This window comes from Sphingobium sp. FG125 (assembly GCF_057809795.1).
This window is the reverse complement of sequence record NZ_JBMDKQ010000001.1, coordinates 339,289-364,903: the sequence shown is the minus strand read 5'-3', so window position 1 is coordinate 364,903 and position 25,615 is coordinate 339,289. Positions and strand designations below refer to the sequence as shown.

19 protein-coding genes and 1 tRNA gene are annotated in these 25,615 nt (G+C 64.2%); 8 read left to right on the top strand and 12 right to left on the bottom strand.

The annotated features are described in order from the left end of the window. Positions 1 to 41: 41 nt before the first annotated feature. The 3 genes from ACODSR_RS01655 to ACODSR_RS01645 are packed head-to-tail and all read right to left on the bottom strand — an operon-like array spanning position 42 to position 3,855. Positions 42 to 443 (bottom strand): YdbL family probable chaperone protein, encoded by a 402-nt coding sequence (locus tag ACODSR_RS01655; protein ID WP_489073104.1) that lies wholly within the window; start codon positions 441 to 443, stop codon positions 42 to 44. After that, positions 440 to 628 carry a YnbE family lipoprotein gene (locus ACODSR_RS01650; protein WP_006961957.1) on the bottom strand — a complete coding sequence of 63 codons (189 nt, stop codon included), beginning with the start codon at positions 626 to 628 and terminating at the stop codon, positions 440 to 442. The genes ACODSR_RS01655 and ACODSR_RS01650 overlap by 4 nt, the downstream gene beginning before the upstream one ends. Further along, positions 625 to 3,855 (bottom strand): intermembrane phospholipid transport protein YdbH family protein, encoded by a 3,231-nt coding sequence (locus ACODSR_RS01645; protein WP_489073102.1) that lies wholly within the window; start codon positions 3,853 to 3,855, stop codon positions 625 to 627. Before ACODSR_RS01645 ends, ACODSR_RS01650 begins: the two co-directional genes overlap by 4 nt. Positions 3,856 to 3,986: 131 nt before the next feature. Between ACODSR_RS01645 and radC the strand changes: the two genes are divergently transcribed. After that, positions 3,987 to 4,682, top strand: coding sequence for a RadC family protein (radC, locus tag ACODSR_RS01640; protein WP_489073100.1), 696 nt, complete (start codon positions 3,987 to 3,989; stop codon positions 4,680 to 4,682). Positions 4,683 to 4,888: 206 nt separating this feature from the next. On the opposite strand, the gene ACODSR_RS01635 is transcribed toward radC, so the two are convergent. Together ACODSR_RS01635 and ACODSR_RS01630 are read right to left on the bottom strand one after the other, a co-directional pair. Beyond that, entirely contained in the window at positions 4,889 to 6,355 is a 1,467-nt protein-coding gene (locus ACODSR_RS01635; RefSeq protein WP_489073099.1) for a DEAD/DEAH box helicase, read from the bottom strand. Between the two features lie 135 nt (positions 6,356 to 6,490). Continuing rightward, positions 6,491 to 6,925: a hypothetical protein gene (locus tag ACODSR_RS01630; RefSeq protein WP_489073097.1), complete on the bottom strand. Its 435-nt coding sequence runs from the start codon at positions 6,923 to 6,925 to the stop codon at positions 6,491 to 6,493. A 77-nt stretch (positions 6,926 to 7,002) separates the two neighbouring features. Here ACODSR_RS01630 and ACODSR_RS01625 point away from each other — a divergent pair, with 77 nt between their 5' ends. From ACODSR_RS01625 to ACODSR_RS01615, 3 genes are all read left to right on the top strand, one after another. Beyond that, the gene (locus tag ACODSR_RS01625; RefSeq protein ID WP_489073095.1) at positions 7,003 to 8,442 is read left to right on the top strand and encodes an FAD-binding oxidoreductase; all 1,440 of its coding nucleotides are present in this window, start codon (positions 7,003 to 7,005) and stop codon (positions 8,440 to 8,442) included. Between the two features lie 129 nt (positions 8,443 to 8,571). After that, positions 8,572 to 9,360, top strand: a complete 789-nt coding sequence (locus ACODSR_RS01620) for a SapC family protein (RefSeq protein ID WP_489073093.1) — start codon at positions 8,572 to 8,574, stop codon at positions 9,358 to 9,360. 321 nt (positions 9,361 to 9,681) lie between these two features. Then, positions 9,682 to 9,756: transfer RNA gene (locus ACODSR_RS01615), tRNA-Glu, on the top strand. A gap of 505 nt (positions 9,757 to 10,261) precedes the next feature. Here ACODSR_RS01615 and ACODSR_RS01610 read toward each other — a convergent pair. Genes ACODSR_RS01610 through ACODSR_RS01585 form a run of 6 tightly spaced genes read right to left on the bottom strand, consistent with a single transcriptional unit; the run spans position 10,262 to position 16,952 of the window. Beyond that, positions 10,262 to 10,639 carry a cytochrome c gene (locus ACODSR_RS01610; RefSeq protein ID WP_489073091.1) on the bottom strand — a complete coding sequence of 126 codons (378 nt, stop codon included), beginning with the start codon at positions 10,637 to 10,639 and terminating at the stop codon, positions 10,262 to 10,264. Further along, complete coding sequence (locus tag ACODSR_RS01605; RefSeq protein WP_489073089.1) at positions 10,639 to 11,868, bottom strand: molybdopterin-dependent oxidoreductase; 1,230 nt, start codon at positions 11,866 to 11,868, stop codon at positions 10,639 to 10,641. Before ACODSR_RS01605 ends, ACODSR_RS01610 begins: the two co-directional genes overlap by 1 nt. Positions 11,869 to 11,887: 19 nt before the next feature. Then, positions 11,888 to 12,967, bottom strand: coding sequence for an LLM class flavin-dependent oxidoreductase (locus ACODSR_RS01600; RefSeq protein ID WP_489073087.1), 1,080 nt, complete (start codon positions 12,965 to 12,967; stop codon positions 11,888 to 11,890). After that, positions 12,964 to 13,872, bottom strand: a complete 909-nt coding sequence (locus ACODSR_RS01595; RefSeq protein ID WP_489073085.1) for an aldo/keto reductase — start codon at positions 13,870 to 13,872, stop codon at positions 12,964 to 12,966. Before ACODSR_RS01595 ends, ACODSR_RS01600 begins: the two co-directional genes overlap by 4 nt. Before the next feature lie 12 nt (positions 13,873 to 13,884). Then, positions 13,885 to 14,901: a LacI family DNA-binding transcriptional regulator gene (locus ACODSR_RS01590; protein ID WP_489073083.1), complete on the bottom strand. Its 1,017-nt coding sequence runs from the start codon at positions 14,899 to 14,901 to the stop codon at positions 13,885 to 13,887. Next, complete coding sequence (locus ACODSR_RS01585) at positions 14,898 to 16,952, bottom strand: alpha-glucosidase (RefSeq protein WP_489073081.1); 2,055 nt, start codon at positions 16,950 to 16,952, stop codon at positions 14,898 to 14,900. The genes ACODSR_RS01590 and ACODSR_RS01585 overlap by 4 nt, the downstream gene beginning before the upstream one ends. Before the next feature lie 124 nt (positions 16,953 to 17,076). Here ACODSR_RS01585 and ACODSR_RS01580 point away from each other — a divergent pair, with 124 nt between their 5' ends. Continuing rightward, positions 17,077 to 19,389 carry a TonB-dependent receptor gene (locus ACODSR_RS01580; protein WP_489073079.1) on the top strand — a complete coding sequence of 771 codons (2,313 nt, stop codon included), beginning with the start codon at positions 17,077 to 17,079 and terminating at the stop codon, positions 19,387 to 19,389. Positions 19,390 to 19,563: 174 nt separating this feature from the next. Here ACODSR_RS01580 and ACODSR_RS01575 read toward each other — a convergent pair whose 3' ends face one another. Further along, positions 19,564 to 20,835, bottom strand: a complete 1,272-nt coding sequence (locus ACODSR_RS01575; protein ID WP_489073077.1) for an MFS transporter — start codon at positions 20,833 to 20,835, stop codon at positions 19,564 to 19,566. A gap of 193 nt (positions 20,836 to 21,028) precedes the next feature. Between ACODSR_RS01575 and ACODSR_RS01570 the strand changes: the two genes are divergently transcribed. From ACODSR_RS01570 to ACODSR_RS01560, 3 genes are read left to right on the top strand one after another with little or no spacing between them, the layout of a single operon-like run. After that, entirely contained in the window at positions 21,029 to 22,096 is a 1,068-nt protein-coding gene (locus ACODSR_RS01570) for a YeiH family protein (RefSeq protein ID WP_489073075.1), read from the top strand. A gap of 8 nt (positions 22,097 to 22,104) precedes the next feature. Beyond that, the gene (locus ACODSR_RS01565; protein WP_489073073.1) at positions 22,105 to 23,589 is read left to right on the top strand and encodes a glycerol-3-phosphate dehydrogenase; all 1,485 of its coding nucleotides are present in this window, start codon (positions 22,105 to 22,107) and stop codon (positions 23,587 to 23,589) included. Beyond that, a complete protein-coding gene (locus tag ACODSR_RS01560; protein WP_489073072.1) occupies positions 23,586 to 25,055 on the top strand; it encodes an FGGY family carbohydrate kinase in 1,470 nt (489 codons plus the stop codon). Before ACODSR_RS01565 ends, ACODSR_RS01560 begins: the two co-directional genes overlap by 4 nt. The last annotated feature ends 560 nt before the right edge of the window (positions 25,056 to 25,615 follow it).

Below are 25,615 nucleotides of genomic sequence, written 5' to 3'. Positions count from 1 at the left end.
CCCGGACGAAGGAATGAGAAAAGTCCGCCAGAGCGGGATTTTCAGCCCGCGGTTGCGCAGTAAGAGGGCAGCGCGATCGCGCCTGTACCCTTGGTCTGCCACGCGCCAGCGCCGATGCGATAGGCCTGACCGGTCTTGACCCGGCTGCTGAGCGTCTGGCAGCCGGTGGCGGCGGCGACATCCTGCACGGTGACGCCGCGCTGGCTGGCCAGTTGGGTATAGGCGGCGCGGCGCTTGATATTGATCGATTCGACTTCGGCGCGGACATCAGCCCCTACCGTCCCGGCGATGCCGAGATAGCCGTCGGCCTGTTCGCCCACCGTGCCGGCCGCCATCGCGCTGGCCACGGCACCGGTCTGGGCGCGGGCGGGCGCGGTGATCGCAAATCCGGTCGCCAGCGCGACAGCGGCACCGGCAGCGATCAGGAGAATCTTGCGTGTCATTGCGGGAACAACTCCGGGTTATTCTGGATGAGGTCCTGTGCGTCACGTTGCAGGCGCACGACGACCTCCTGCTGCACCTTCACATTCAGGTTGATTTCGATCGGCCGATCAGGCGCTTTGACCTGAATACAGCCCCCAAGGGCCAGACCGGCGAAACCCGCCATCATGATTGCTTGCTTCTTCATTTGCGCTCCCCGTTTGGCATGTTGTCGCTTTCCGCAGGCTGAACCGCAAGGCTTTCGTTCAATTTGCTCTTCATGTTCGCCTGCATCTGGTCCCCGATGCTGTTCTGGATCAGTTGCGACGGATCGATGAAGGACTGGGCGGTGCCGAGCAGCCCCCGGAACGGCGCGGAAATGCGGACGTTGAAGAGGAAAGGCAGGCCGGTGAAGTTGCGCGCCAACCCAGCGGGTGCGCCGCCCAGCTGGCCGCGATTGACGCCGTTGAACACGACGTTCGTCACCATCTCGCCGTCCAGCGCCCCGTCCATCAGGATTGTCAGACATTTATATTGCAGATTTTTGAGCGCGTCGAAGGCCAGCCGCCCCATCGTGCCAAGCTGTTCGTTCGACACCGGGCCGACATAGGAGAGGACACCGGACTGGAGCGCGGGATCGCACGGGATGGCCGGCAGCACGCCTTCGGGCATCAGCAGCGGGGGCATCCCCTTTTGCCGGGCCACCAGCACCCCGCCCGCGATCCGCCCGCCCTGTGCGTTGAAGATCAGCGGCATCAGCCCGTCAAACGTGCCGGTGGCCGAGATATTGTCCAGTTCCATCGCCTGTATGAAGGCACCCGCATCCAGGCCGATGACGCGGAAGGTCAGATAGCGATCGACATCGGCGCTGAAATCCATGGTCGTGGGGAGCAGCACCAGTTCGCCACCGGAGAAAGGCCAGCCGCCGCCCTCGATTCGCACCTTTTGTCCTGCTTCGAGCCTGTAGCGGATGGTCCCGTCGCGCACTTCGACGCCGGGATTGACGGAGGCCAGCTTCACACTCTGGCCGGGCGCGGTGACCATGTTGATCAGGTCGGTGAAGCGGATTTCGCCCGACAGCCCCTGCACCGGACCGAAGGCGGCGGCGAGATTGGCATTGTCGGTGCGGAAGGTGCCCGTGGAGGTGACGGTGGAGCCAGTCCAGTCGATCCGTCCTTCCCCGGTCACGGTCGCCGCGACATTGGCGACGACGCCGAGCGCCAGCGGGGTCACTTCGTCGGGCTGGAGCGCGGGACCGAAGGCAAGGCCGGGGACGGTCAGGTCCGCATGGCCCTTCCCACTGCCAAGATCGTGCGCGATGACGGTGCGGGCCACGGCGGCGCCATTGCGCGGCGCGGTGAGCGTGCCGGTGGCGGCGATGCGACCATTTTTGAGGGTGAGGGCGAAATCAGGAACGGCGAGCGGATTGAAGCGGACGGGCGACTGCGAATCGCGCACGGTCATGGCAGCGCGGAAATCGAGTGCGCTATTGGCAAAACTCCATATGCCATTGCCTTGCTCCGCGATCAGCGGGACGGTGCCGATCTGGCCCCCTGCCCCACTCACTTTGCCATTCATGCCGCGCGCGGTCATTGTGCCATCGAGGCTGGTGGCGGTCAGCCGGACGGGGGCGTCGTTCGGGCCGATGCTGAGCGCTGGATTGGCGAGCGCAAAGCCGGTCTGGCCGAGGGCTATGCGGGCATGATCGGCGGTCAGGCGTAGCGGACTGTCGCCGCTGGTGCCGGTGAGCGCGAGATTGCGGATGTCCGCGCCGCCGCTGATGCCCTTTGGCCCCATGGCGAGGAGCGCGCCGCCACCCAGCGGGCAGAGCGTCTGGCGGGTCTGGCCGATGGCGAACGCGCCGGTGCGGGCTTCGAGCAACGAAAGCGGCACGCAGCGGCGGTTGATCGCCAGTGCGCCACTGGCGGCAAGTTGCCCCTCGATCGGCAGGCTGAGGCCGCGCAGGCGTCCGTCGGGCAGCGGGCCGTCCAGGCGCAGCGCGGTCGAGAAGCGGGTGGTGCCATCGGGCTGGGCGATGAAGCGGACACGGTCAATGGCCAGGCGGGCGTCGGACGCCGTGTAGGGATCAACGAACAACTCGCCGCCAAAGCCGCCACCGGGGCGACGCGCGAGGCGGAGCGCGGCATCGGGCAGGCCGCCGCCCTCTGTGCGCAGAGCGCCTTCGAGTGCCCAGTCGAGGGCGGAACCGGCGCGGCCGGGCCAACCCAGCGTGATCCGGCCATCAGGCGAAAGGCCTGCCTGCGCCCCGCTGCGGGCGGTCAGGCGGCTGTCGGTCAGGACCAGGCTGCCTGTTGCGCCGCGCTGGACCAGGGCGAAACGGGTGCGGATCTGGTTGCTGTCGCCCGCGCGGCGCACGGCGTCGGCGAGGCGGGCGGCGAGTGGCGCGACCGGGGTGCCGGTGGTGGAGGCGCGCAGGGTGGCTAGCGGATCGCGACCGGACGCGCGGAACTGACGACCGGACAGTTCGCCTTGCAGCGCCGTTTCGCCGCTTTTGACCGACCATGTGCCGGTGAGGTCGGCCTGTTCGAGCATTGCCCCCTGCCCCGCCAGCGCCTTTGCGCCGATGCGGGCGCGGCCGCTGGTGGCGGATGCCGTGCCGTCGAAATCGACGCGACCTTTGGGCGCTGCAAGGACGATGCCGCTGGCCTTGAGCGCCTCGCCCGCCAGATCGACATGGCCGGTCCAGCGGTCGAAGGCAGCGCCAAGGGTCAGATCGAGCGTGGCGACCGGGCGGGCGATGGCGGCACTGTCGCGGCAGGCCAGCGCAGCGGCGCGGACCGGGCCGGTGACGTGGGGGCGGCCCTGATCCATGGCGAGAGCAAGCGAGGCGCTCCCCTCGGTCAGGCCGCAACTGGCGAAGGCGGCGCGGGGCATGACGGCGGCGATCTTGCCGCGAAAACCGGAGCGCAGATTCCCTTCGCCATCGATCCGCATTCCCAATTGCCCGGCATCGCTATCGAGCCGCAGGCGGGCATCGGCGAGCGAAAGCAGAATGTCGGGCAGGCTGAAGGGTGCGGTCGAATCGGGATCGCGAAATTTGTCGAGTTCGCCCAGGCGCAGCACGCCGTCATGATAGGTGCCGCGCATCCGCACGCCACCGGCGCGCACGGCGGCGACCTGCGGCGTCAGGCTGGCAAAGGCGATGTCGACTTCGACCCAGTCGGCGGTAAGATCAGGATTGGCCGGATCGCCCAGCAGGATATGTTCGATCCGCTGGGTGCGCAGGCCGACATTGACCAGATCATAATTGGCCTGCACCCCGCGCCGGTTAAGTTCGCGGCTGACGAAATTTTCCGCGATCGGCGCGCGTTGCGTCCACAGGCCCGCCAGCACCAGCGCAAGCGACCCCGTGCCGACACCCAGCCAGCGCAGCCAACCCCGGCGAACCTGCTCTTCGCCGTCCTGTTCTTCCATGCCTATGGCCAACCCCGGCTTTGCTGTGACGCTCTATGGTCCGGGACCATAACGTCTGACCCCGTGTAAATATCCTTGCCCCGCGATTCCGCAACTTATAGCGTCGATAGCCGGTAGTAAGGGACGCAGGTGTGGCGGAGCAGGACGCAAAAGTCACGCATGACGGCGCAGGACATCGCGCGCGGTTGCGGCAGAAACTGGCGGAGAGCGGCGGGGATGCGCTGCATGATCATGAACTGATCGAATATCTCCTCGCGCTGGCGATTCCCCGGCGCGACACCAAGCCACTGGCCAAGGCATTGTTACGCGAATTTGGCGGGATCGGCGGGCTGATGAGCGCCGACTGGCAGGCGATCGCGCGGGTGCCGGGCATGGGCGATACCAGCATCGCAGCGATCAAGATCGTGCAGGCGACAATGCTGCGGACTCTGCGCAACGAAGTGGCGGCGCGGCCGGTGCTGGCGAGCTGGCAGGCGCTGCTCGACTATCTGCGCGCGGACATGGCGTTTTTGGGGGTGGAGCGGGTAAGGGTATTGCATCTCAACAGCCGCAACATGCTGATCCGCGACGAAAATATGGGCGACGGGTCGATAGACCAGGCGGCCATCTATGTGCGTGAGGTGATCAGGCGGGCGATCGACCTGGGGTCAGCGGCGATCATATTGGTGCATAATCACCCCAGCGGATCGCCCGAACCCAGCCGTCAGGACATTGATGTGACGCGGCAGATTATCGAGGCGGGCAAGCGGCTGAACATCGCGGTGCATGACCATATCATCGTCGGCGCGAACGGGCATAGCAGTATGCGGGCGATGGGGTTGTTGTGAAGGGGGGGTACAAACGTGACCGCCTTCTTCCGTTCGCCCTGAGCTTGTCGAAGGGCCGCACTTCTTGAAAAGAAGGACAAGGCTTCGACAGGCTCAGCCCGAACGGCCTTTTTAGTAGGTCTGGTCACCCTCATCCAACTTCGCCTAACTGACTTCGCCAGTAAGGCTTCGTATCCTTCTCCCTCAAGGGAGAAGAATTGTGCGCTTCAGGCGTCGAAGCCGAAGTTCAGGAATTCCGGGACCGGGCCGTTCCAGCCTTCGTCGGGGCCGTCGTCCTGATGGTCGTTGCGGCGCTGGCGGGCGGGGGCTTCGGCAGCGCGAGGGGCTACCGCCGGGCGGGCCGGGGCTTCCTCTCGCGGCGTCTGTGCGCGGGGTGCTTCCTCGCGTGGCTTTTCGGCGCGGGGTGGGCGAGATGCGCGGGGCTTTTCGGCGACTGGCTCGTCCGCCACGGACGTTTCGACGACCGGCTTGTCGGCCACGGGCTTTGCCGCGCGGGGCTTGCGGCCCCTTGGCGTGCGGGGCGCGGCTTCTTCGCTCGGTTCGATCGCGGCGATCGCTTGCGCCGCACCGACGACCTCGATCTTGGTGCCGATCAGCTTCTGGATATTGTCGATCGCTTCGGCATCCGCTTCGGTGACGAAGGTGTAGGCCACCCCCGATGCGCCCGCGCGGCCGGTGCGGCCGATGCGGTGGACATAATCGTCGGGGTGCCATGGCGCGTCATAGTTGAACACATGGCTGACGCCCTTGATGTCCAGACCGCGCGCCGCGACGTCCGACGCGACCAGGATGTTGACGGTGCCGGCGCGGAAGCGTTCCAGTTCGGCGATGCGCGACCCTTGGTCGATGTCGCCATGGATTTCGCCCGACTTGAAGCCGTCGCGTTGCAGGCTCTTGTTCAGGTCCCGCACCGTCGTCTTGCGGTTGCAGAAGATGACGGCGCTGGTGACGTCGGCCTCGCGCAGCATTTTGGACAATGTGTCGCGCTTCTTGCGCGAATCGACCTTCACCAGACGCTGGGTGATGTTGATCGAGGCGCTGGCGGGGCGCGCGACTTCGATCGATTTGGGGTTGGACAGGAATTTGTCGGCCAGCTTCTTGATGACCGGGGGCATCGTTGCCGAAAACAGCAATGTCTGGCGCTGCGCGGGCAGCTTGGTGCAGATTTCCTCGATATCGGGGATGAAGCCCATGTCGAGCATCCGGTCGGCTTCGTCGATGACCAGCAACGAACAGCCGTTGAGCATGATCTTGCCGCGTCCGAACAGGTCCATCAGGCGGCCCGGCGTCGCGATCAGCACGTCCACGCCCTTTTCAAGCGCCGCGAGTTGATCCCCCATCGACACGCCACCGATCAGCAGCGCCATCGAGAGCTTGTGATATTTGCCGTATTTCTCGAAATTTTCCGCGACCTGCGCCGCGAGTTCGCGGGTCGGCTCCAGGATCAGCGAGCGCGGCATCCGCGCGCGGCTGCGGCCATGGGCGAGAATGTCGATCATCGGCAGCACGAAGCTGGCGGTCTTGCCCGTGCCCGTCTGGGCAATGCCAATGATGTCGCGCATCATCAGGACGGACGGGATCGCCTGCGCCTGAATCGGCGTGGGCGTATCATAACCGGACTCGGTTACGGCCCTGAGCAATTCGTCGGAAAGGCCGAGATCGGCAAAAGTCATTCAATGGTCCGGGAACAGGAGGCTTGTCCATCCTGCACGATAGCGAGACGGAAATCGGCCGCGCATTGCGGAAATATCGGCCGCTTGTCAAGGAAATCGCGCGATTTGACGGGCGCTGTCGCCCGATGGTGACGCTTAGTCATCCGGTTCCGCAGCGATCAGCCGTTTGAAGCTGTCGATGGCGCAACTGGTGCCGCCGCGCGCCTGCAATTCATCGCGGCCAGAACAGAGCGACCCGTCCTCGTCCGGTTCGACATAGAAGCCGGAATAGAAAGCGGCGGCATCGCACCCTTTTTCCAGGCGGGCGCGGTAACGATGCTGGTCGGCCAGGATCAGGTCCACCCCGTTGCGCACGACGATGGCGGCAGCGCGAATCGAGCGCAGGGCGACGCAACGCGGCCCCTTTTTCTCGTCCCAGGCATCGGCGGCTTTTTCGGTGATGCGCGCCGGCACCTTGCCTTTTCGGGCCATCGGCACACGAATGATGACGCGCTGCTCGATCGTCAGTTGCGCCCATTGAACAGGGTCAGCCGTGGTGGCGGCAATCAGCAGCAATATGGAATGAACCAAGTCGGACCCCTTTTGGGAATCGGACGCTATCGACCCGTGGTTGAACAGTCGATGAATTCCGGGGATAGGTGCGTCCCATGATCAGACAGCATGTCATTGCGCGCTTTGCAGCGCTGCTCGGCCCCAAGGGGGTCATCACCGACCCGGACGATATTGCGCCATGGGTCAGCGACTGGCGCGGGCGCTATCATGGCGCGGCGGCGGCGATCCTGTCGCCGGCCTGTGTCGAGGACGTCGCCGCCGTGGTGGCGCTGGCCGCCGAACTAGGCATCGCACTGGTGCCGCAGGGGGGCAATACGTCGATGGTGGGCGGGGCGACGCCGCCCGCCGACGGATCGGCGCTGATCCTGTCGCTGCGACGGATGAACCGGATTCGCAGCCTGAGCGCGGACGATAATCTGGCGATTTGCGAGGCAGGCGTGATCCTGAGCAACCTGCATGATGCAGCCGAAGGCGCCGGGCTGCGCTTTCCGCTGAGCCTGGGGGCCAAGGGGTCTGCGACCATCGGGGGGCTGGTGTCGACCAATGCGGGCGGTACGCAGGTGCTGCGCCATGGGACGATGCGCGCGCTGGTCGAGGGGGTGGAGGCGGTGTTGCCCGACGGCAGCATCTTCCACGGGCTGGACGCGCTGAAGAAGGATAATCGCGGGTACGACATCAAGCAGTTGCTGATCGGCGCGGAAGGCACGCTGGGGGTGATTACCGCGGCGGCGCTGCGGCTGGTCCCGGCGATCGCCGCGCGGGCGGTCGGCTGGGTCGGGGTCGCCTCCCCCGCCGATGCGCTGGCGTTGTTGCGGCTCACCGAGGCGGAGCTGGGCGACAGCGTCGAGGGGTTCGAGGTGATCGCCGACGAGACTTTGGGCTTTGTGCTGGGCCATATCCCCGGCACGCGCAGCCCGATCGAGACGCGGACGCCCTGGCATGTGCTGATCGAGGTGGATCATGCCGATCTGCGCGATCCGGGTCCGGGAGACCGGCTGGAGAGCGCACTGGCGCTGGGGTTCGAGCGGGGCATCGCGATCGACGCGGTGGTGGCGGCCAGTGAAGCGCAGGCCGATGCCTTCTGGCGGATTCGCGAATCGCTGTCGGAATCGGAGAAGGCGCAGGGACCAGCGCTGCAATATGACATTAGCGTGCCGGTGGCGCGGATGCCCGCCTTCATGATCGAGGCTGCGGACGCGGCGATGGCGCATTTTCCCGGCACGACCGCGTCGTCCTTCGGCCATCTGGGCGACGGAAACGTCCATTTCCATGTGCGCGCGCCCAAGGGGACAAGCGACGGGCCGGGCTGGATCGCGGCGCAGGGGCAGGCGATCAACGCCTTCGTCCATGACGCGGTGGTCGCTGCGGGCGGATCGATTTCGGCCGAACATGGTATTGGCCAGATGAAGCGGGCGGAGCTGGCGCGGCTGGCGGGTCCGGCGCGCATCGGCGCGCTGCGGGCGATCAAGGCCGCGTTCGACCCGCAGGGGCTGTTCAATCCGGGGAAACTCATCCCCCTGCCCGATGAAGCCTGAAGATCAGGCCTGAGCCTTTATGTGAAAGCAATTGCCACCCGCTGCGCAGGGCTTTATCGCCCTCTCCCAGTTTTACGCCCGGCGGCGCGTCTGCACAGCACCGCTTTTTGACAGAATGGATACCGGATCATGGCCAGCGCGCCCGCGAATAACCTGCCGATCTTCTACAATGACCTCATCCCGCTGAGCAGCCTGGATCATGCCGATTTCCGCAGCAAGGCGGTCGATTCGGCGCCGTTCCTGACCAGCCAGCACGCCATTCCGCTGACGATCGACGAGTTCGTGTCGGCCCAGCGTTTCGTACCGATCATCTTTTCGGCTGGCGCGGATTCGGTGCCGCTGGCGCTGATGGGCCTCAATGAAGGCGTCAACATCTTCGTCGATGACGAAGGCAAGCTGCGCGGCCCGTCCTATGTTCCAGCCTATGTCCGCCGCTATCCCTGGATGCTGGCCAAGCTGCGCCCCGACACGGACGAGCTGTCGCTGTGCTTCGACCCGACCAGCCCCGCGATCGGCGCGTTCGAGGATGGCCAGCCTTTGTTCGAGGATGGCAAGCCGAGCGAGCTGACCCAGGGCGTGCTGAAATTCTGCGAGGATTTCGAGCAGGCCGCTGCCCGCACCGGCCAGTTCGTGCGCGAATTGCAGGAGATGGACCTGCTGATGGACGGTGAGGTCGCGATCCAGACGCCTGGCAACGAGCAGCCCTTCGTCTATCGCGGTTTCCGCATGATCAACGAGGAAAAGCTGCGCGACCTGCGCGGCGACCAACTGCGCAAGATCAACCAGAGCGGGATGCTGCCGCTGATCCATGCGCATCTCTTCTCCCTGCAGCTGATGCGCGACATTTTCGAGGCCCAGGTCAATCTGGGCAAGGGTCCGATCCCCCTGCCCGCCGTGCCGCAGCCCGCCGAAGCCTGAACCGGAAATGAGGGTGCAGACCCGAAACGGCGGAAATGTTTGATAGAAAAGCGGATGCATCTCCTCTTGAAACGGAATGTGACCTGGCCTATCTACTGAACATGCGATGCACCTGCCCCCCTTTCGGGTGTATCGTATGGGCGCCTCCCCCCTTTGGAGGCGTCTCCTCCCTGAACCTAGGCCGCTCCATGCTCTGCATGGGGCGGTTTTTTTTGGAGTGCTGCTTTTTCCCAGGGCGATTGGGCGCGGCGCGGTTTTTCTTGACGAGCGCAGTGCGCAAACCTAAAGGCCAGCGCCTGCCAGCCGCCCGATGCGGCCCATGGCCCCTTCGTCTAGCGGTTAGGACGCGGCCCTCTCACGGCTGAAACACGGGTTCGATTCCCGTAGGGGTCACCAATTAAGCGATTTATCGTCTTGATTTGGCGTGATAATTTGAGAAATCACTGAAACTGATACCACAACTGTTCCCACATTTTCCGTGGGGTTTGATGGTATGATTTGGAACCTCACGGGACGAAATCCGCTCCTTTTTCAGTTATCTTTTCTCACAAAGAGCCTGAGAAACACCTGATTTCCGGCCGACTTTATTTCACGCAGACGCCGTTAGGATCGGACAATTTTGCTCTGGTCCCAGTTGCCTTATATCCTGAACAGCTATTGGTGCCTAACGCGCCCACCGACCGGCTATTCCCCGGTCGGGCCGAGAGGCCGGTTGACGTGATTTGCTCCGTTCGACCCGATCGAGAACGGCGTCAGGACCAGTGGGAGGCGGTTCGACATTCGCCCATTCGGCAAGTCGCCATGGCCAATGTTCTTTTCTGAAGCTCGTCGCCCGAAATTCACTACCGCAAACTTCCAATGCGCCGCGTGAGGTTGTCTCCGATTTGGTCGGAAGGAGGGATCAATCCTTGCGCGAGGGCGCCAGTGCCATCAGTGCGTCGACGATCGCTTCGGTCTGGGCCGGGTCGATCGGCGCGTGATAGGCTTGGCGCATCTTGTCCACCGTACCGGTCCATTGCTTGGCGGTCAGGGGCGGCTGATAGCGGACCATCGTCACCGAATGGCAGGCGGTGCAGTTCGCATCGAGCAAAGCCGCTTGCGCACCCTCGCCGAACGTCTCGCCATCGTCGGGCAGGGCAATGCTGTCCGACCGGATCGTGGTGAGCGGGACGGCTTTGGTCGAACCGGTGCGCGACGGCGCCTGATCCGGCTGTGCTGGCGGCGAACCACAGGCCGCCAGCAGGATCGATGCGGCAAGGGCGCAAAGCGTGCGCGCCATCACAGGATCGTCACCGAAACGGATTCGACGCAATTGCGCATGTAGCCACCGGGGTTCCAATTGGCTTCCATCGGCTGGGTCACGCCGTCCCTGTTAGTGCAGCGGCTCATCAGCGTCACCGCGCCGCGCCGGGTCACAGGCAGGGCGCTGACGAAACGCCGGAAGCTGTAGCGGCCCTCATCGGGTCCCAATGTCGCGTCGCGCCAGGTCGCGCCGCCATCGGCGGAAATCTCGACCCGCTTCACGCCACAATCGCCGCCCATCGCGATTCCCGCCACCGGCAGGCGCGGACGCCAGGGCAGGCGCGCGCCTGCGCTCATATTGGTGATCCAGCTTCGCGGGTTCATCGTGCTGATCGGCGCCTTGGGGAAGGTCGATGTGCCGGCTGCTACGCTGGCATGCGGCGTGGTCGGCACCTGATAGGCCTTTGCCATCCAGTAATTGGTGTCCGGCCCGGCAAACAGGTCGATCTGGTTGAGCGCCTTGACCCAATAGGTCGAATACCAGCCGGGTACGATCAACCGCAGCGGAAAGCCGTTGAGCAGCGGCAATTGTTCGCCGTTCATAGCGAAGGCGACCATCACTTCCCCGTCCATCGCATGATCCAGCGCCAGCGACTTGTGGAAAGGGTCGGCATCGGTCAGCGGCTTGTCGAGGCCGCCGAAACGCACCGAATCGACACCGCCGACGATCCCCGCCGCCTCCAGCAGCGTCTTGAGCGCGACGCCTTCCCAGACGGCGTTGCCCATCGCCCCATGCGCCCATTGCGCACCGGGCACGCGAGGGTCGAACAGGGCACGGCTGTTGCCCGAACATTGGTTGACCGCCGCATAGGATATACGCGGCAATTTCAGCAGATTGGCGAGCGAGAACGCCAGTGTCCGCCTGCCCCCGCTGATCGTCAGGCGAAAGCTGTCGGCGTCCACATCCAGCGGAATGTCGGCCAGATGCCAGCGCACGAAGAAATGATCATTGGGCGTAAAGACGCTGCCGTCGAACACCTCCATCGGCGTTTCCAGCAGCGGCGGCCGGTTGCGCTGGACGATCATCGCGCCCTTGCCGGGGAAAGCGGTCGATAGCGGACGCAGATCCGGCCCGCCCTTCGTGCCTAGCCGGACGAGGCTGCCCCCCTCCTGCGCCAGCGCCGCGCCACCAAAGGCAAGCGCACCGCCCGCCAGCACGCGACGACGCGCGATGCTGGCGGCGAGGAGGGAGTCGAACCTGTCCATGGCGTGTCTTCTCCGATCCTTATAGCGTCAGCGGACCATGCTGAATGTGCGGCAGCACATGGCGCGCGAACAGATCCGCTTCCGCCGCATGGGGATAGCCCGACAGGATGAAGGCGTCGATTCCTTCGGCCTGATAGGCGCGCAGCTTGGCCAGTACCTGATCAGGATTGCCGACGATCGCCGCGCCGCAACCCGACCGTGCCCGGCCGATACCGGTCCACAGATTTTCCTCGACGAAGCCGTCGCCGCCCGCCGCCGACCGCAATTCGGCCTGTCGGGTCACGCCGACGCTGGCACTGTCGAGCGACTTCTGGCGGATCGCCTCACCCGCGTCGGCATCCAGCTTGGACAGCAGGCGATCGGCATAGGCACGCGCCTCATCCTCCGTCTCGCGCACGATCACATGGGCGCGATAGCCGAATTTGAGCGTGCGGCCATATTTGGTCGCGCGCGCGGTCATGTCGGCGATCGTCTCGCGCGTCTTTTCCATCGTGTCGGGCCACATCAGATAGACGTCGCAACCCTGCGCGGCGGCTTCGCGCGCGTCTTCGGACAGGCCGCCGAAATAGAGCGGCGGGCATTTGCCCGACACCGTACTGATCCGCGCGGGCGCGAGGTCGAGATCATAGAACTCGCCCTTATATTGCAGATGCTCGCCGGCCAGCATGATCTTGAGGATCTGCATGATTTCCAAGGTGCGTTGGTAACGCGCGCGGCTATCCAGCGTTTCGCCCGGCAGGTCGGACGAGATGATGTTGACCGTCAGCCGCCCGCCCAGAATGCGGTCGAGCGACGCGATGCGGCGGGCGAGCTGCGGCGGCCAATCCTCACCCATGCGCACGGCCCAGAGCAGGCGCATCTTTTGCACCAGCGGGGCGATGGCGCCCGCAAACATGGTGGTGTCGATGCCCAGGCTATAGCCCGACGGCAGCAGGATATTGTCGAACCCGCCCTTTTCCGCCTGCATCACGATGTTACGGCAATGTTCCCAGCTGGACGCCAGCATCGGGTCCGGCTGCCCCAGAAATTCATAGTCGTCGTCGCACAGCGCCGAAAACCAGCTCACTTCGCAGGGGCGTGTTTCAATCTTGTCATTCATGGCAGCGGCTCTCCTTTTGCTGCGACCAGTAGCGCGTACCAGTTTGCCCGGGTCCAACGGACCTTGAGCGCATCGGCGGATTCCGCGATCCGGCCTTCCTTTTGTGATCCAACGATGGGGATGGGGCGCGCGGGGTGCGCCATGATCCAGCTATAGGCGGCGGCAGTGCGCGACACGCCATAGTCGGCCGCGACCGCATCGAGTGCGTCGGCGACCGCCTGCGCGCGCGGGTCGGCGGGATTGGCGATCCGCCCCCCGCCCAGTGGCGACCAGGCCATGACCGCCATGTCCATCGCGATCGCCTGATCCAGTTCGCCATTGTCGATCGGCGCCAGCTTCAGCGCCGACAGTTCCGGCTGGGTCGATACGATCGGCAGCGACAGAAATTGCTGGAGCATCGCGATCTGGCTGGTGGTGCAATTGGACACGCCGAAGCTGCGGATCTTGCCCGCCTTGTGCGCATCCTCGATCGTGCGGGCGATTTCGGACGGATGGGTCAGCATGTCGGGGCGGTGTATCTGCCATAGGTCGACATGGTCGGTGCCCAGCCGCGCCAGCGATGCGTCGATCGCGCTGCCCAGATAGGCGGCGCTGCTGTCATAGGGTACGCCCATGGCAATGCCGCCCTTGGTCGCCAGCACGATCCGCGCGCGCAGCCCCGGTTCGGCGGCCAGCACGCGGCCCAGCAAGGCTTCGGAGGCACCGAAGGGTTCGCCATTGTCCGGGCCGTAAATGTCGGCGGTGTCGATCAGGTCGATGCCCGCATCCAGCGCCGCGTGGAGCAGCTTTGCCGCTGCGCCGACATCGTCACCGCACAGGCGCCAATTGCCCCAGGCCAGCGCGGACACGGTGATGCCGCTTTTGCCGAGCGGGCGGCGGGAGTCGATGGGAGGCAGAAGATCCATGCAATATTCCTGTCAGACGAGAAGGTCGGGATTGATCGACGCGACCGATGCGCGCTCGACCAGTTCGTGGGGCAACCGCCGGTGCGTCAGCTGGACGCCCTCCAGCAGCAATTGGGTGGCCGCCAGCGCCAGTTCGCGCGTTGGCTGATGGATGGTGGTCAGTTGCGGCCACACCATGCGGGCCAGCGTCGTATCGTCGAAACCCGCCACCGACAGATTTTCAGGAACCGACAGGCCCATGTCATGCGCGACCGACAATACACCGGCGGCCATATCGTCATTGCTGGCGAAGATCGCGGTCGGGCGGCGTGGACTGGCCAGAAAGCGGCGCGCGGCGGCGACACCGCTGTCGAAATCAAATTCGCCCGCCGCGACCAGCGCCGGTTCGAACGCCAGCCCCGCCCGGTCGAGCGCGCGGCGATAGCCGAACAGGCGTTCTTCCGACGCCATATGATTGCCATGCCCCTTGATGAAGCCGATCAGCCGGTGCCCCTTGTTGATCAGAAAGGTGGTCATGTCGTCGGCGGCCTGCGCATCGTCCATGAAGACCGAAGATGTCAGCGCATGGTTGGTACCCGGCGAAATCCGCACGAAGGGGATGTCCATGCCCTCCAGCGCCTGCAACACAGATACGCAATCGGTCACGGGCGACGACAGGATGACGCCATCGACATGGGTTTCGGTCACAAGGCCGCGCACCTGATCGCCCACGGTCGCGTCGGTCACATCGACTGGCTGCGCCAGCAGGCGCATCCCTGCCTGATTGCATCCTTCCCAGCAGCCCATCTGGATCTGGTTCATATAATAGGGGCTGTGATTGTCGTAGATCAGCGCGATCTGGCCGGATTTGGTGCCCGCCAATATGCGCGCGGCTACGCTGGGGCGGAAATCCAGTTCGCGCATCGCCAGTTCCACGCGATCTTTGGTGTCCTGACTGACATAGCGATGCCCGTTCAGCACCCGGCTGACGGTCTTTACCGATACGCCCGCGCGCGCCGACACGTCGCGGATATTGGATCGTTCGCTCATGCTGCCCTCTCTTGTGCCAATGTGGCGAATAGGGGGGCAAAAGCGCTGTCGGGCAAATAGAAAACCGGCGGACGACCGTAAGGGGCGTCGATGATGTGGGCGCCCGGTAGATGGTCCTGCCCAGACCAGAGGTGCCGCCATGGCTTGTCGCCCGGCAGAATCACGGGGCGGGACGTCGCATCTGCCTCCACCACCGGCGCGACCAGCATGTCCGCGCCATAGAGATACTGATCCTGCACCCCGAACAGGCTGGCATCGCCCTCATAATGCAGGAACAGCGGGCGCTGCACCGGCAGACCGGTCGCGACCGCTTCATCGCTCAGATGGCGCACATAAGGGGCGAGCGACCGATGGATGCGCGACATGGCAGCGAAATGGGCGAGCAGTTCGGGGCTGGAATCGATCTGGATATTGTCGTCCGGCCGGTTGCCTTCATGGCTGCGCATCACCGGCGAAAAAGCGCCCAGTTCGCACCAGCGCATCATCAGGTCTGCGGTACGGACATTGCCGTGCAGGCTGGTATAACCGCCGACGTCGCTGTGCGAATAGGCGTTGCCGACCAGTCCTGAGGAAAGGGCGGCGGTGATGACGGTGTTGATCCCGTCATGCCGGGTGAAATCAACCGACTGGTCACCCGCCCATAACAGAGGGCAATAGGCCTGTACGCCGGAGAAACCAGCGCGCATGAAAAATATGACTTCGCCGGTCTTGCCGCGTGATTGGATAGCGCGCGCGTTGGTTTCCGCCCACAGCACGGGCCAGCGATTATGCGCCAGCATGGGATCGCTACCGTCATGCAGCCGCAGGTCCACCGGCAGATATTCGCCGAAATCGGCCATCCAGCCCGACAGGCCGAAATCCAGCATCTCACGCCCGATCACCCGGTCGGCGAACCAGTCCATCGCCGCGGGATTGGTGAAATCCACCACACCGCAATCGAATTCGCCGAAATCCACCAGATAGGGCGCATCGCTATCCTGTCGCAGCGCCAGATAACCCGCCGCCAAAGCCTCCTGATATTGCGCACCATCGTCCGCCAGATAGGGGTTCACATAGCCCAGGAAACGGACGCCACGCGCGGCGAGATCGGCGATGCGCGCAGGCAGATCGGCATAGCGCGCCTTCTGCCAGGACCAGTCCCAGAACAGGCGGCGGCCAAAGCTGGTCTGGCGGATGCCGATCCAGTCCTCGCACCACAAGCCGCCTACCGCTGCGCCCGCGTCCATGATCCGGTCGAGCCGTACAAAACTATTGTCGCCGTCCTTCAGGCCCACGATCGCGCCGCCGATCGCCCAGTCGGGCAGCGCAGGCTGCCGACCGAATCGAGTGCTGAGCTGGCCGACGAGGTCGATCAGGCTGGGTGCGGCGAAAAACTCTAGCGTCGCCTGCCCTTCCCAAACCTCAATCCGGTGGCGCTGCGCATCGGTGAAATCCAGCACCGAATAAGCGGTACTCGTGAGGTGGCAGGCATAGCGCCGCGACGACAGGAAGGTCGGCTGGGGATAGTTGGTCCACCAATAATCGCCGCCTGCCATGCCCTGTTCGTCCATCAGGCGGGTCAGTTCGGTACTTTTGTCGCGCCCCACCCCCGGCTCGCTGGTCCAGATCGGAAAGCGGCGGCCCGACAGGTCGAGATAGCTGACCTGTTCGCCCCCACCCCACACCTGTTCGCCCGGCTGCGCGTCCAGATCGATCCAGATGCGGTCATAGCCCGGTTCGAGCGTGACGATTTCCAGCGACTGGCCCGCGATGCGCAGGCGCAGCAGCGGCGCGGCATCGGGCGTGGCCGACAGCAGCATGTCACCCGACTCGATGCGGGCGTGGGTCAGCGCGACTCGATCGCGCGGCGCGTCCGAAATGGCGAAGTTGCCACGGATCATCTGCACATCGGCCTGCCCGCGCGCGATCGTGAAAGCGGGCTGGGCCGGGCTGTGCACGACAATCGGCTGTCCGGCCAAAAGGCACGAAAAACCGTCATCCTGCGAGGCAAAGGTCAGCGTCAAGGTCCGGCTCTCCCGATTGTGCTTCTTGTGCAGCAGGGCGCGCTGCAACCGCCCTGTCCGATATGACACCGCTTGACAGAAATGCTCGACGCGATCAAGAGACATCCAACCAACAGGACAACCTGCGGACGCCAGGGCCTTTGGGTCGCACCAGTTTCAGGAGGGGAAGATAATGACTTCGGCACAATCTACAGGCTCAAAGACGCGCAAAGCGTTTGGCCTTTCGGTTTCCGCCATCGCGCTGGCGACGGTTTTACCGGCCCACGCCCAGGTGGCGGATATTGTCGTTACCGCTCAAAAGGTTGAGCAGAACCTACAGGATGTTCCGATCGCCATCAGTGCGGTCAGCGGCGAAGCGATGGCGCGCGCCGGGGCCAAAAGCCTGGAAGACATCACCGCACTCGTCCCATCCGTCACCTTCCGCAAGGGCACGACCAACGCCAATAGCGCGATCGTCATGCGCGGCGTAGGCACGATCAGTTTCTCGGTCGCGGCAGAACCCAGTGTGTCCACCGTTGTCGACGGCATCGTATTGAGCCGTTCGGGCCAGTCCTTCCTGGATCTGGTCGATTTCGACCGCCTGGAAGTGCTGCGCGGGCCGCAGGGTACGCTGTTCGGCAAAAATGCGTCGGCGGGCCTCGTCAACATCGTGTCGAAGGGCGGCACCAGGGATTTCCAGGCCGAAGCCAATGTGTCGGCGACGAGCGATGAGGAATATCGCGGTCGCGTAACGCTGTCCGGCCCGATCACGCAGGATCTGAGCGCCCGCGTCACCGGCTTTTACGGCAATTATACCGGCAACCTCACCAACATCGCCGGGGGCCGCAAGCAGGACGTCAACGGATATGAACATTATGGTGCGCGCGGCCTGATCGACTATGATGGCGAAGGCGGCAAGATCCGTTTCATTGCCGATTATTTCAAGGCCGACGACAATTGCTGCGCCGAAGTGACCGGTGTGTCGCGCGGTGCCGTGCTGGACGGGGAACTGGGCATCACGCCACAGGGTGAGGATGGTCGCACGGTCAACCAGAATCTGGTCACCCGGTCGCTCGACCGCCAGTACAGCTTCACGATGAACGCGGACATCGACACGTTCGCCGATCATACGTTCAGTGTCATCACCGGCTATCGCAACTGGCGCAATACCGAGATTCGCGATGGCGACTTCCTGCCCCGCGCGCTCGTCGGCACGCCGCAACTGCACGACAACGGCACCGTCCAGACCGAACAGGTTTCGGCCGAAGTGCGGCTGGCGTCGCCCCAGCAGCAGGCCTTCACCTATCAGGTCGGCGGATTCCTGTGGTATTCCAAGAATAGTCAGGACTTCACCCGCCGCGACATCACCTGCGCCACATCGACATTACCGATCGATCCGGTGACAGGCGGACATCCGTGCAACCTGAACGACACCGTCAACACCCTGTTCCCCACCGCCACATCGCGCAGCGACGTGTCCTTCCGCAACTGGGCGCTGTTCGGTCAGGCCACCTATGAGATCACGCCCGAACTGCGCTTCACCGCCGGTGGCCGCTACACGCATGACAGCGTGTCCTACACCCATGTCCGTGGGCCTGCGGTCAATGCCACCACGGGCCTGCCCGCCGCGGGCGCTGGCCTGTCCAACCTCGGCGCAGGCGGCAGCATCGCCAGCGGCGGCAACGGCACCAACCTGTCCCGCGGCAACACCAGCGCCAGCAATTTCTCCGGCAAGGCAGTGCTGCAATATGATGTCGCGCAGGACGTGATGCTCTATGCCAGCTACACGCGTGGCTATAAGGGGCCGGCGTTCAACGTCTTTTTCAACCATGTCGCGCCGACCCATTCGACTCCGATCGACCCTGAAACGTCCAACAGCTATGAAGTCGGCTTCAAGAGCCAGTTCTTCGACCGCAAGGTACAGGTGAATGCCTCCGCATTCCTGGTCGATTATGACGGGTTCCAGGCCAATAACTTCGTTCTGCTGAACGGCGCGGTCGTAACCAACCTGACCAACGCGGGCACGGTACGGTCCAAGGGGTTCGAGGTCGATGCCATCTTCGCACCGACGACCGGCCTGACCTTCCGCGCCAACCTTGCCTATGCCGACGCGCGCGTGCGCCGGTTCAATCCCAACCCGTTGACCAATGCGCCCGACGCGCGCGATGGCACCCGCCTGCCGCTGGCACCCAAGCTCAGCTATACGGTGGGGGCCGACTATGATCTCGATCTAGGTCCGGTAAAGGCCTATCTGTCGAGTGACTGGCGCCATGTCAGCAAGCAGTTTTCCGACCTGGGCGAAAGCGGGCCGATCGATCCCTATGGTCTGTGGAATGCCAGCGTGGGCTTCTCCGACCAGGACGATCGCTATCGCCTGACCTTCATGGTGAAGAACATCCTGGACGACAGCTATGTCCTGCTGAACACCAGCGCCGGACAGCGACTGATGATCCCGCGCGATGCCGATCGCTATGCGGGCGTGAATTTGCGGGTGCGGTTCCAGTAAGACACGGGGCGACTGCACGCGCCCCGCTCTCTTCATCGCCCTCGCAAGCCCCCGGTGCGCCCTGCACCGGGGGTATTTTTTATGCGACGCTGATCAATGACCAGAAGAAAAGCCCGCTTCCGTCACTGCGGAAGCGGGCTGAATGCTGACGGCCCAAAGCATGATCGGCTCCGGTCAATCCTCCACAGGCACCAACGTCGGTTGCATCAGATGGATGAAGGCCAGTGCCACCAGATAGGCGCAGCCGCACACCACGAACAACGGCGCATAGCCAAGGCCATGGTCCAGCGACCAGCCTGCAAATTCTATGATACCCGTACCCGTCAGATTACCGCCGATCGCGCCCAGCGCGATGACGGTAGCGATGCGGCGGGTAGGGATGATTTCCGTCGCCATGCCGAAAATGTTGGTCGAAAAGCCCTGATGCGCGAACAGGCCCATGCCGATGCAGATCGCGGCGATCCATTGATTGCCCGCGACCATTGCCAAAGGCATGACCAGCACGATCAGGGCAAAGGCCAGCATCGCGCTTTTGCGCGCAACGTTGACAGACAAGCCACGCATCAACAGCGCAGGGAACAGCGCGCCGCTGCCGACTGCGCCCAGCGCCGCCAGGGTGAAGATGATCGCGATTGGCCAGCCCAGCGCCCCTTGCGACAGGTTGAACTGGCGCGCGAAGAAATCGGGGGTCCAGAAGAGCACGAACCACCAGACCAGATCGGTTAATGCCTTTGCCCCGATCACGGTCCAGCTCCGCCGGTCGGACAGGATCGCGCGCCATTCGACCTTGCCGCGCGTGGTCGCGGCCTGCCCGGCAATGGGTTTCAGCTTGGCGGTGTTGAGTTGCCACAGGATCAGCCACACCAGACCGAGCGCGCCCGTGACGATGAACGCGGCCTTCCAGCCGAACGCCATGGCAAAGGGCGGAATCAGGATCGGGGTCAGGATCGCGCCGATGTTGGGCGCGGTGTTGATGATGCCGATGCCGACCGATCGGCGCTGGATCGGCAGATAGATGGCGGCTGTTTTCATGGCTGCGGGGGTGTTGACCGATTCGGCGGTCGCCAGCACGGCGCGCGCGATCACGAATTGCTGCACGCTGGCGGCCAGCGCATGGGCCATGCCCGCCAGGCTCCAGACCGCGACGGCCAGGCCATAGGCGAAACGCACACCGAACCGATCGACGAACCAGCCCACGCCCAGCAACGATAGGGCGGCGGAAAGCTGAAACATCGATCCCAGATGCGCGAATTGCTGGTCGGTCCAGTTGAATTCCGCCTCCAGCATGGGTTTGAGCAGCGCCAGTACCTGCCGATCGACATAGTTGAGTGCGGTCGCGAGGAAAATGAGGCCGATCAGCATGTTCTGCGCGCGCACCGCGCCCGGTTCGGGCGGTGGCGATGCCAGCGGGGATAATGGCGGTGGCGATTCCGGTATTAAAGTCATGCTTCCCTCTCCCACAGATCGCCGCTTGCTGCCGACGACATTTTGATGACCATGACTTTGGCCATATTTTCGAGGCACTGCGCGCAAACCCCTTGCCGGATTGCGCACATGCCCATAAGCATCGATATGACACCGTAGGACATACGGCAAGCATCTTCCGCGAAGAAGGCTGCGAGCAAGAGGCGAGGACGAGATGAACGCAGATCATGCCGGCGACCTGTATGGCGAAATGTTCCTAGCCGAACAGATTGACCGGGCGCCGACGCGCAGCCGCATCGACCAGTGGAAACGACTGTGGCCCGGTATCGCCATCTGCGGCATCGCCAGCATCGCGGCGGCGTGGCTGTCCGAACATTATGGTGCGCCGATCATCCTGATGGGCCTGCTGATCGGCTTGTCGCTCAATTTCATCGCGGGCGAGCCGCGCACCCACCCCGGCCTCGACTTCGCATCCAAGACGTGCCTGCGCTGGGGCATCGTCGTGCTGGGCACGCAGGTGACGCTGGCGCAGATCGGCAGCCTTGGCCCAGTACCCTTCCTGGCGCTGCTGGTGGTGATGGCGGGCGCGATGGGCGCCGCGTTGCTGGTCGCGCGGATCAGCGGACAGAGCATGGCGATCGGCCTGCTGGCGGGCGGCGCGACCGCCATTTGCGGCGCGTCCGCCGCGCTCGCCCTGTTCGGGGTGCTGGGGGGCAAGCGGATCAGCCAGGGGCAATTCGCGCTGACACTGGTCGTGGTATCGATCGCCAGTGCGCTCGCCATGTCCTTTTATCCGCCGCTCGCCGGTCTGCTGCATCTGGACGATCGGCAGGCCGGGTTTCTGATCGGCGCATCCATCCATGACGTGGCGCAGGCGATTGGCGGTGGCTATGCCTATTCCGACACGGCGGGCAGCTACGCCACCATCGTCAAGCTGTCGCGCGTGGCGTTGCTGGCGCCGGTGGTCGCGATCGTATCAGTGCTGGTTGCCGATGAGGGCGCGACGGAGCGGAACTGGATTCGCAAGCTGGCCATGCCCTGGTTCATCACCCTGTTTCTGGCGGTGGTGGTCGTCAATTCTATCATCGCCGTGCCCGCGCCGGTCGCCCATGTCTTGCTGATCCTGTCCAAGGCTTTGCTGCTGCTGGCGGTGGTGGCCACGGCGATGCGATCGCGCCTGGACCTGATACTACAGATGGGCTGGCGTGCGGCGATGCCGGTGGTGGCCGCGACGCTGGCGTCCCTGCTGGTCGCCATCGGCTTCAGCATGATGATCCTGTGAAAGATGATATGACCGACATGCTCTATGACATCGCCATCATCGGCGGCGGCGTAAACGGATGCGGCATCGCCCGCGATGCGGCAGGCCGGGGCGCGAAGGTGCTGCTGTTGGAACAGGGCGACCTGGCCAGCGGCACGTCATCGGCATCGACCAAGCTGATCCATGGCGGCCTGCGCTATCTGGAACATTATGAATTCGCGCTGGTGCGTGAAGCGCTGACCGAACGCGAGCGATTGTGGGCGATCGCGCCGCATATCATCGCGCCGATGCGGTTCGTGCTGCCCCATGTGAAAGGGCTGCGGCCGCGCTGGCTGCTGCGCCTCGGCCTGTTCCTTTATGATCATATCGGCGGGCGCAAGGCGTTGCCCGCGACGCAATCGATCGACCTGCACACGCATCCGGCGGGCGCGCCGCTCAAGCCCGGCTTCGGTCCCGCCTTCGTCTATTCGGACGGCTGGGTGGACGATGCGCGGCTGGTGGTCCTGAATGCCCGCGATGCGGCGATACGCGGCGCGACCGTCCTTACCCGCACGCCGGTCGATCGTTTGGAACGGATCGACAGTGAATGGTCGATCGGCAGCGGCGTGCAGACCTTCCGCGCCAGGTCCATCGTCAACGCTGCCGGTCCGGCAGTGTTGGACCTCCTTGGTCGCGCAAACCAGCCGACCCGGCGCAAAATGCGGCTGGTGCGCGGATCGCATATCGTCGTGCCGCGCCTGTTCAACCATCCCTACGCCTATTTCTTTCAGATACCCGACGGGCGGATCTTCTTTGCCATCCCCTATCAGGGGGACTTCACCCTGATAGGCACGACCGACCGCGATCATCATGGCCCCCTGAGCGAGGTCAAAGCCAGCGAGGAAGAGATCGCCTATCTGTGCGACGCGGCCAGCACCTATTTCGCCAAGCCCATTACCCCGTCCGACGTCGTGTGGACCTATTCCGGTGTCCGCCCCCTGATCGACGACGGGTCGGGCAAGCCCGAAGCGGCAACGCGCGGCTATAGTTTCGACCTGGATCTGGACGATCGGGGCCAGGCACCGCTGCTGTCGATCTTCGGCGGCAAGATCACCACCTACCGTCACCTCGCCAAGGACGCGGTGGAAAAATTGCAGCCCCACATCCGTTCACTCGCGGGCGACGACTGGACCGCGACCGCCCCCCTGCCCGGCGGCGATTTCCCGATGGACGGGATCGACGCCTTGAAGGCCGATCTGGGCCGCGCCTATCCGTTCCTGGACCCAGCGACGCTGGACCGGATCACCCGCGCCTATGGCACATGCGCGCGCGACTGGCTGGGCGATGCCAGCGCCTGGGCGATGCTGGGGCAGGATTTCGGCCATGGCCTGACTGCCGCCGAAGTGGACTATCTGATGGCGCGAGAATGGGCGAAAAGCGCGCAGGACATAGTGTGGCGACGCACGAAACTGGGTCTGCGGCTGGACGCGGCGCAGGTTGCGGCGCTGGACCATTATATGGGTGAGCGACTGTGAACGGTGATCATATTCTGGTTCTGGATGAAGGAACTACATCCACGCGCGCGATCGTCTATGCCGCCGATGGCGCGGTGCTGCATGTCGCGCAGCAGGAACTGACCCAATATTACCCCCATCCCGGCCATGTCGAACATGACGCGACCGAGATATGGGAAAAAACGCTGGCCTGCGCGCGGCAGGTGATCGAGAAGGTGGGCGGCGCGGATCGGATCGCGGCGCTGGGCATCACCAACCAGCGCGAAACCGTGGTCGCGTGGGACCGGCAGACCGGCGAGCCGATCACCCGCGCGATCGTATGGCAGGACCGCCGCACCGCGCCATACTGTGCCGAACTGCGCGAAGCCGGGCATGAGGCGATGGTGCAGGCCCGCACCGGCCTGGTCATCGACCCCTATTTTTCGGGCACCAAGATGCGCTGGGTGCTGGACAATGTGCCTGAGGCCCGCGCGCTGGGCGACCGGCTGGCGCTCGGCACGGTCGAAAGCTGGCTGGTGTGGAAACTGACCGGCGGGCTGCATATCAGCGACGCCAGCAACGCCAGCCGCACCCAGTTGCTGGCGCTGGACGGCGCGGACTGGGACGCGCAATTGCTGGACCTGTTCGGCGTGCCGCGCGCAGCCTTGCCCGCCATCGTCGACAATATGGGGCATCTGGCCGAATGTCACCCCCCGCTGCTGGGCGCGGCCATCCCGATCTGCGGGCTGGCGGGGGACCAGCAATCGGCAACCATCGGCCAGCATTGCCTGATGACCGGCGATACCAAGGCGACATTCGGCACCGGCGCGTTCATTCTGACCAATATGGGACAGACGCTGCCCACATCATCGCACCGGTTGCTGGGCACCATCCTCTACCAGCAGGCAGGCGTGCGCCATTATGCGCTGGAAGGGTCGATCTTCGTTGCGGGCAGCCTGATTAAATGGCTGCGCGACGAACTGGGCGTGATCCGTACCGCCAGCGAGAGCGCAGAACTCGCGCGCGCGGTGCCCGACAATGGCGGCGTGTTGTTTGTGCCTGCGCTGGCCGGGCTGGGCGCGCCGCACTGGCGGCCCGATGCGAAGGGCGCGCTGACCGGCCTGACACAGGGCACCAGTCGCGCCCATATCGTCCGCGCAGCAATGGAATCGCTCGCCCATCAGTGCATCGACCTGCAATCCGCCTTCGCCGCCGATGGCGCCGCCTGGACGATGCTACGGATCGACGGGGGCATGAGCGCGAACGACTGGATGGCGCAGGATCTGGCGGACATGCTGGCTCTGCCGGTCGAGCGACCCGCCGACACCGAAACAACTGCACTGGGCACAGCAATGCTAACCGGCGTGGGCGCGGGACTCTACGCATCGCTGGAGGATGCGATGGCGATGGGCGGCACGGTGTCGCGCTTTGTCCCGGCGATGGACGAAACGGTGCGCGCCGGGCGCATCGCCCTGTGGCAGGACGGGTTGCGGCGGCATACTGGTTAAAATGTTCCCCTCATTCTAAATTGCACCGCTAGAATCGCCGCGTTTGGAGCTTTATAAAAGAATGAGGCCACTGGTGTCGGCATTCGCCTGATTTCTGCACATCAAGCCTCATTCGCTGTATCCCGCCGCGCGAGCTTCCTCGATCAGCCGTTCCACGAGGCCGCGACCGAGATGCTAGCCCGTGCATGGGGACGAATATATAGGCGCTTTATTTCGCATATTTCGGAAGAGACTTGGCGCATTGCGATGCAGCCTTCAATTTCGCCCTCCTGATCCGCAAGCAGCACGCATCCTTTAGGCGAGGCATATTCGCCCGGCAGGTTCGCGAACTCGGCATCATTGTTTTGACAATCGAGGTTAACAATCGTTGGCAAGTGCGGTCGGCACAAAGCACCGCGCCGTTCGCTAAACGCGTGATCGCGCCCAAATCGCTATGCTTGATTGACCGAATCCAAGACAATTCCACCATCACAAATAGTTGCAACATATTGCCAGGTTGGCTAGGTTGCCGATGCGGAATGAAAATGCGGATTTCCGCCCTTTCGCCAAAGATACAAGTC

Excerpts from the sequence above, each read along its gene's own strand:
- ACODSR_RS01655 (WP_489073104.1), bottom strand. The coding sequence starts at position 443 with ATGACACGCAAGATTCTCCTGATCGCTGCCGGTGCCGCTGTCGCGCTG.
- ACODSR_RS01650 (WP_006961957.1), bottom strand. The coding sequence starts at position 628 with ATGAAGAAGCAAGCAATCATGATGGCGGGTTTCGCCGGTCTGGCCCTT.
- ACODSR_RS01645 (WP_489073102.1), bottom strand. The coding sequence starts at position 3,855 with ATGGAAGAACAGGACGGCGAAGAGCAGGTTCGCCGGGGTTGGCTGCGC.
- ACODSR_RS01635 (WP_489073099.1), bottom strand. The coding sequence starts at position 6,355 with ATGACTTTTGCCGATCTCGGCCTTTCCGACGAATTGCTCAGGGCCGTA.
- ACODSR_RS01625 (WP_489073095.1), top strand. The coding sequence starts at position 7,003 with ATGATCAGACAGCATGTCATTGCGCGCTTTGCAGCGCTGCTCGGCCCC.
- ACODSR_RS01620 (WP_489073093.1), top strand. The coding sequence starts at position 8,572 with ATGGCCAGCGCGCCCGCGAATAACCTGCCGATCTTCTACAATGACCTC.
- ACODSR_RS01610 (WP_489073091.1), bottom strand. The coding sequence starts at position 10,639 with ATGGCGCGCACGCTTTGCGCCCTTGCCGCATCGATCCTGCTGGCGGCC.
- ACODSR_RS01605 (WP_489073089.1), bottom strand. The coding sequence starts at position 11,868 with ATGGACAGGTTCGACTCCCTCCTCGCCGCCAGCATCGCGCGTCGTCGC.
- ACODSR_RS01600 (WP_489073087.1), bottom strand. The coding sequence starts at position 12,967 with ATGAATGACAAGATTGAAACACGCCCCTGCGAAGTGAGCTGGTTTTCG.
- ACODSR_RS01595 (WP_489073085.1), bottom strand. The coding sequence starts at position 13,872 with ATGGATCTTCTGCCTCCCATCGACTCCCGCCGCCCGCTCGGCAAAAGC.
- ACODSR_RS01590 (WP_489073083.1), bottom strand. The coding sequence starts at position 14,901 with ATGAGCGAACGATCCAATATCCGCGACGTGTCGGCGCGCGCGGGCGTA.
- ACODSR_RS01580 (WP_489073079.1), top strand. The coding sequence starts at position 17,077 with ATGACTTCGGCACAATCTACAGGCTCAAAGACGCGCAAAGCGTTTGGC.
- ACODSR_RS01575 (WP_489073077.1), bottom strand. The coding sequence starts at position 20,835 with ATGACTTTAATACCGGAATCGCCACCGCCATTATCCCCGCTGGCATCG.
- ACODSR_RS01570 (WP_489073075.1), top strand. The coding sequence starts at position 21,029 with ATGAACGCAGATCATGCCGGCGACCTGTATGGCGAAATGTTCCTAGCC.
- ACODSR_RS01565 (WP_489073073.1), top strand. The coding sequence starts at position 22,105 with ATGACCGACATGCTCTATGACATCGCCATCATCGGCGGCGGCGTAAAC.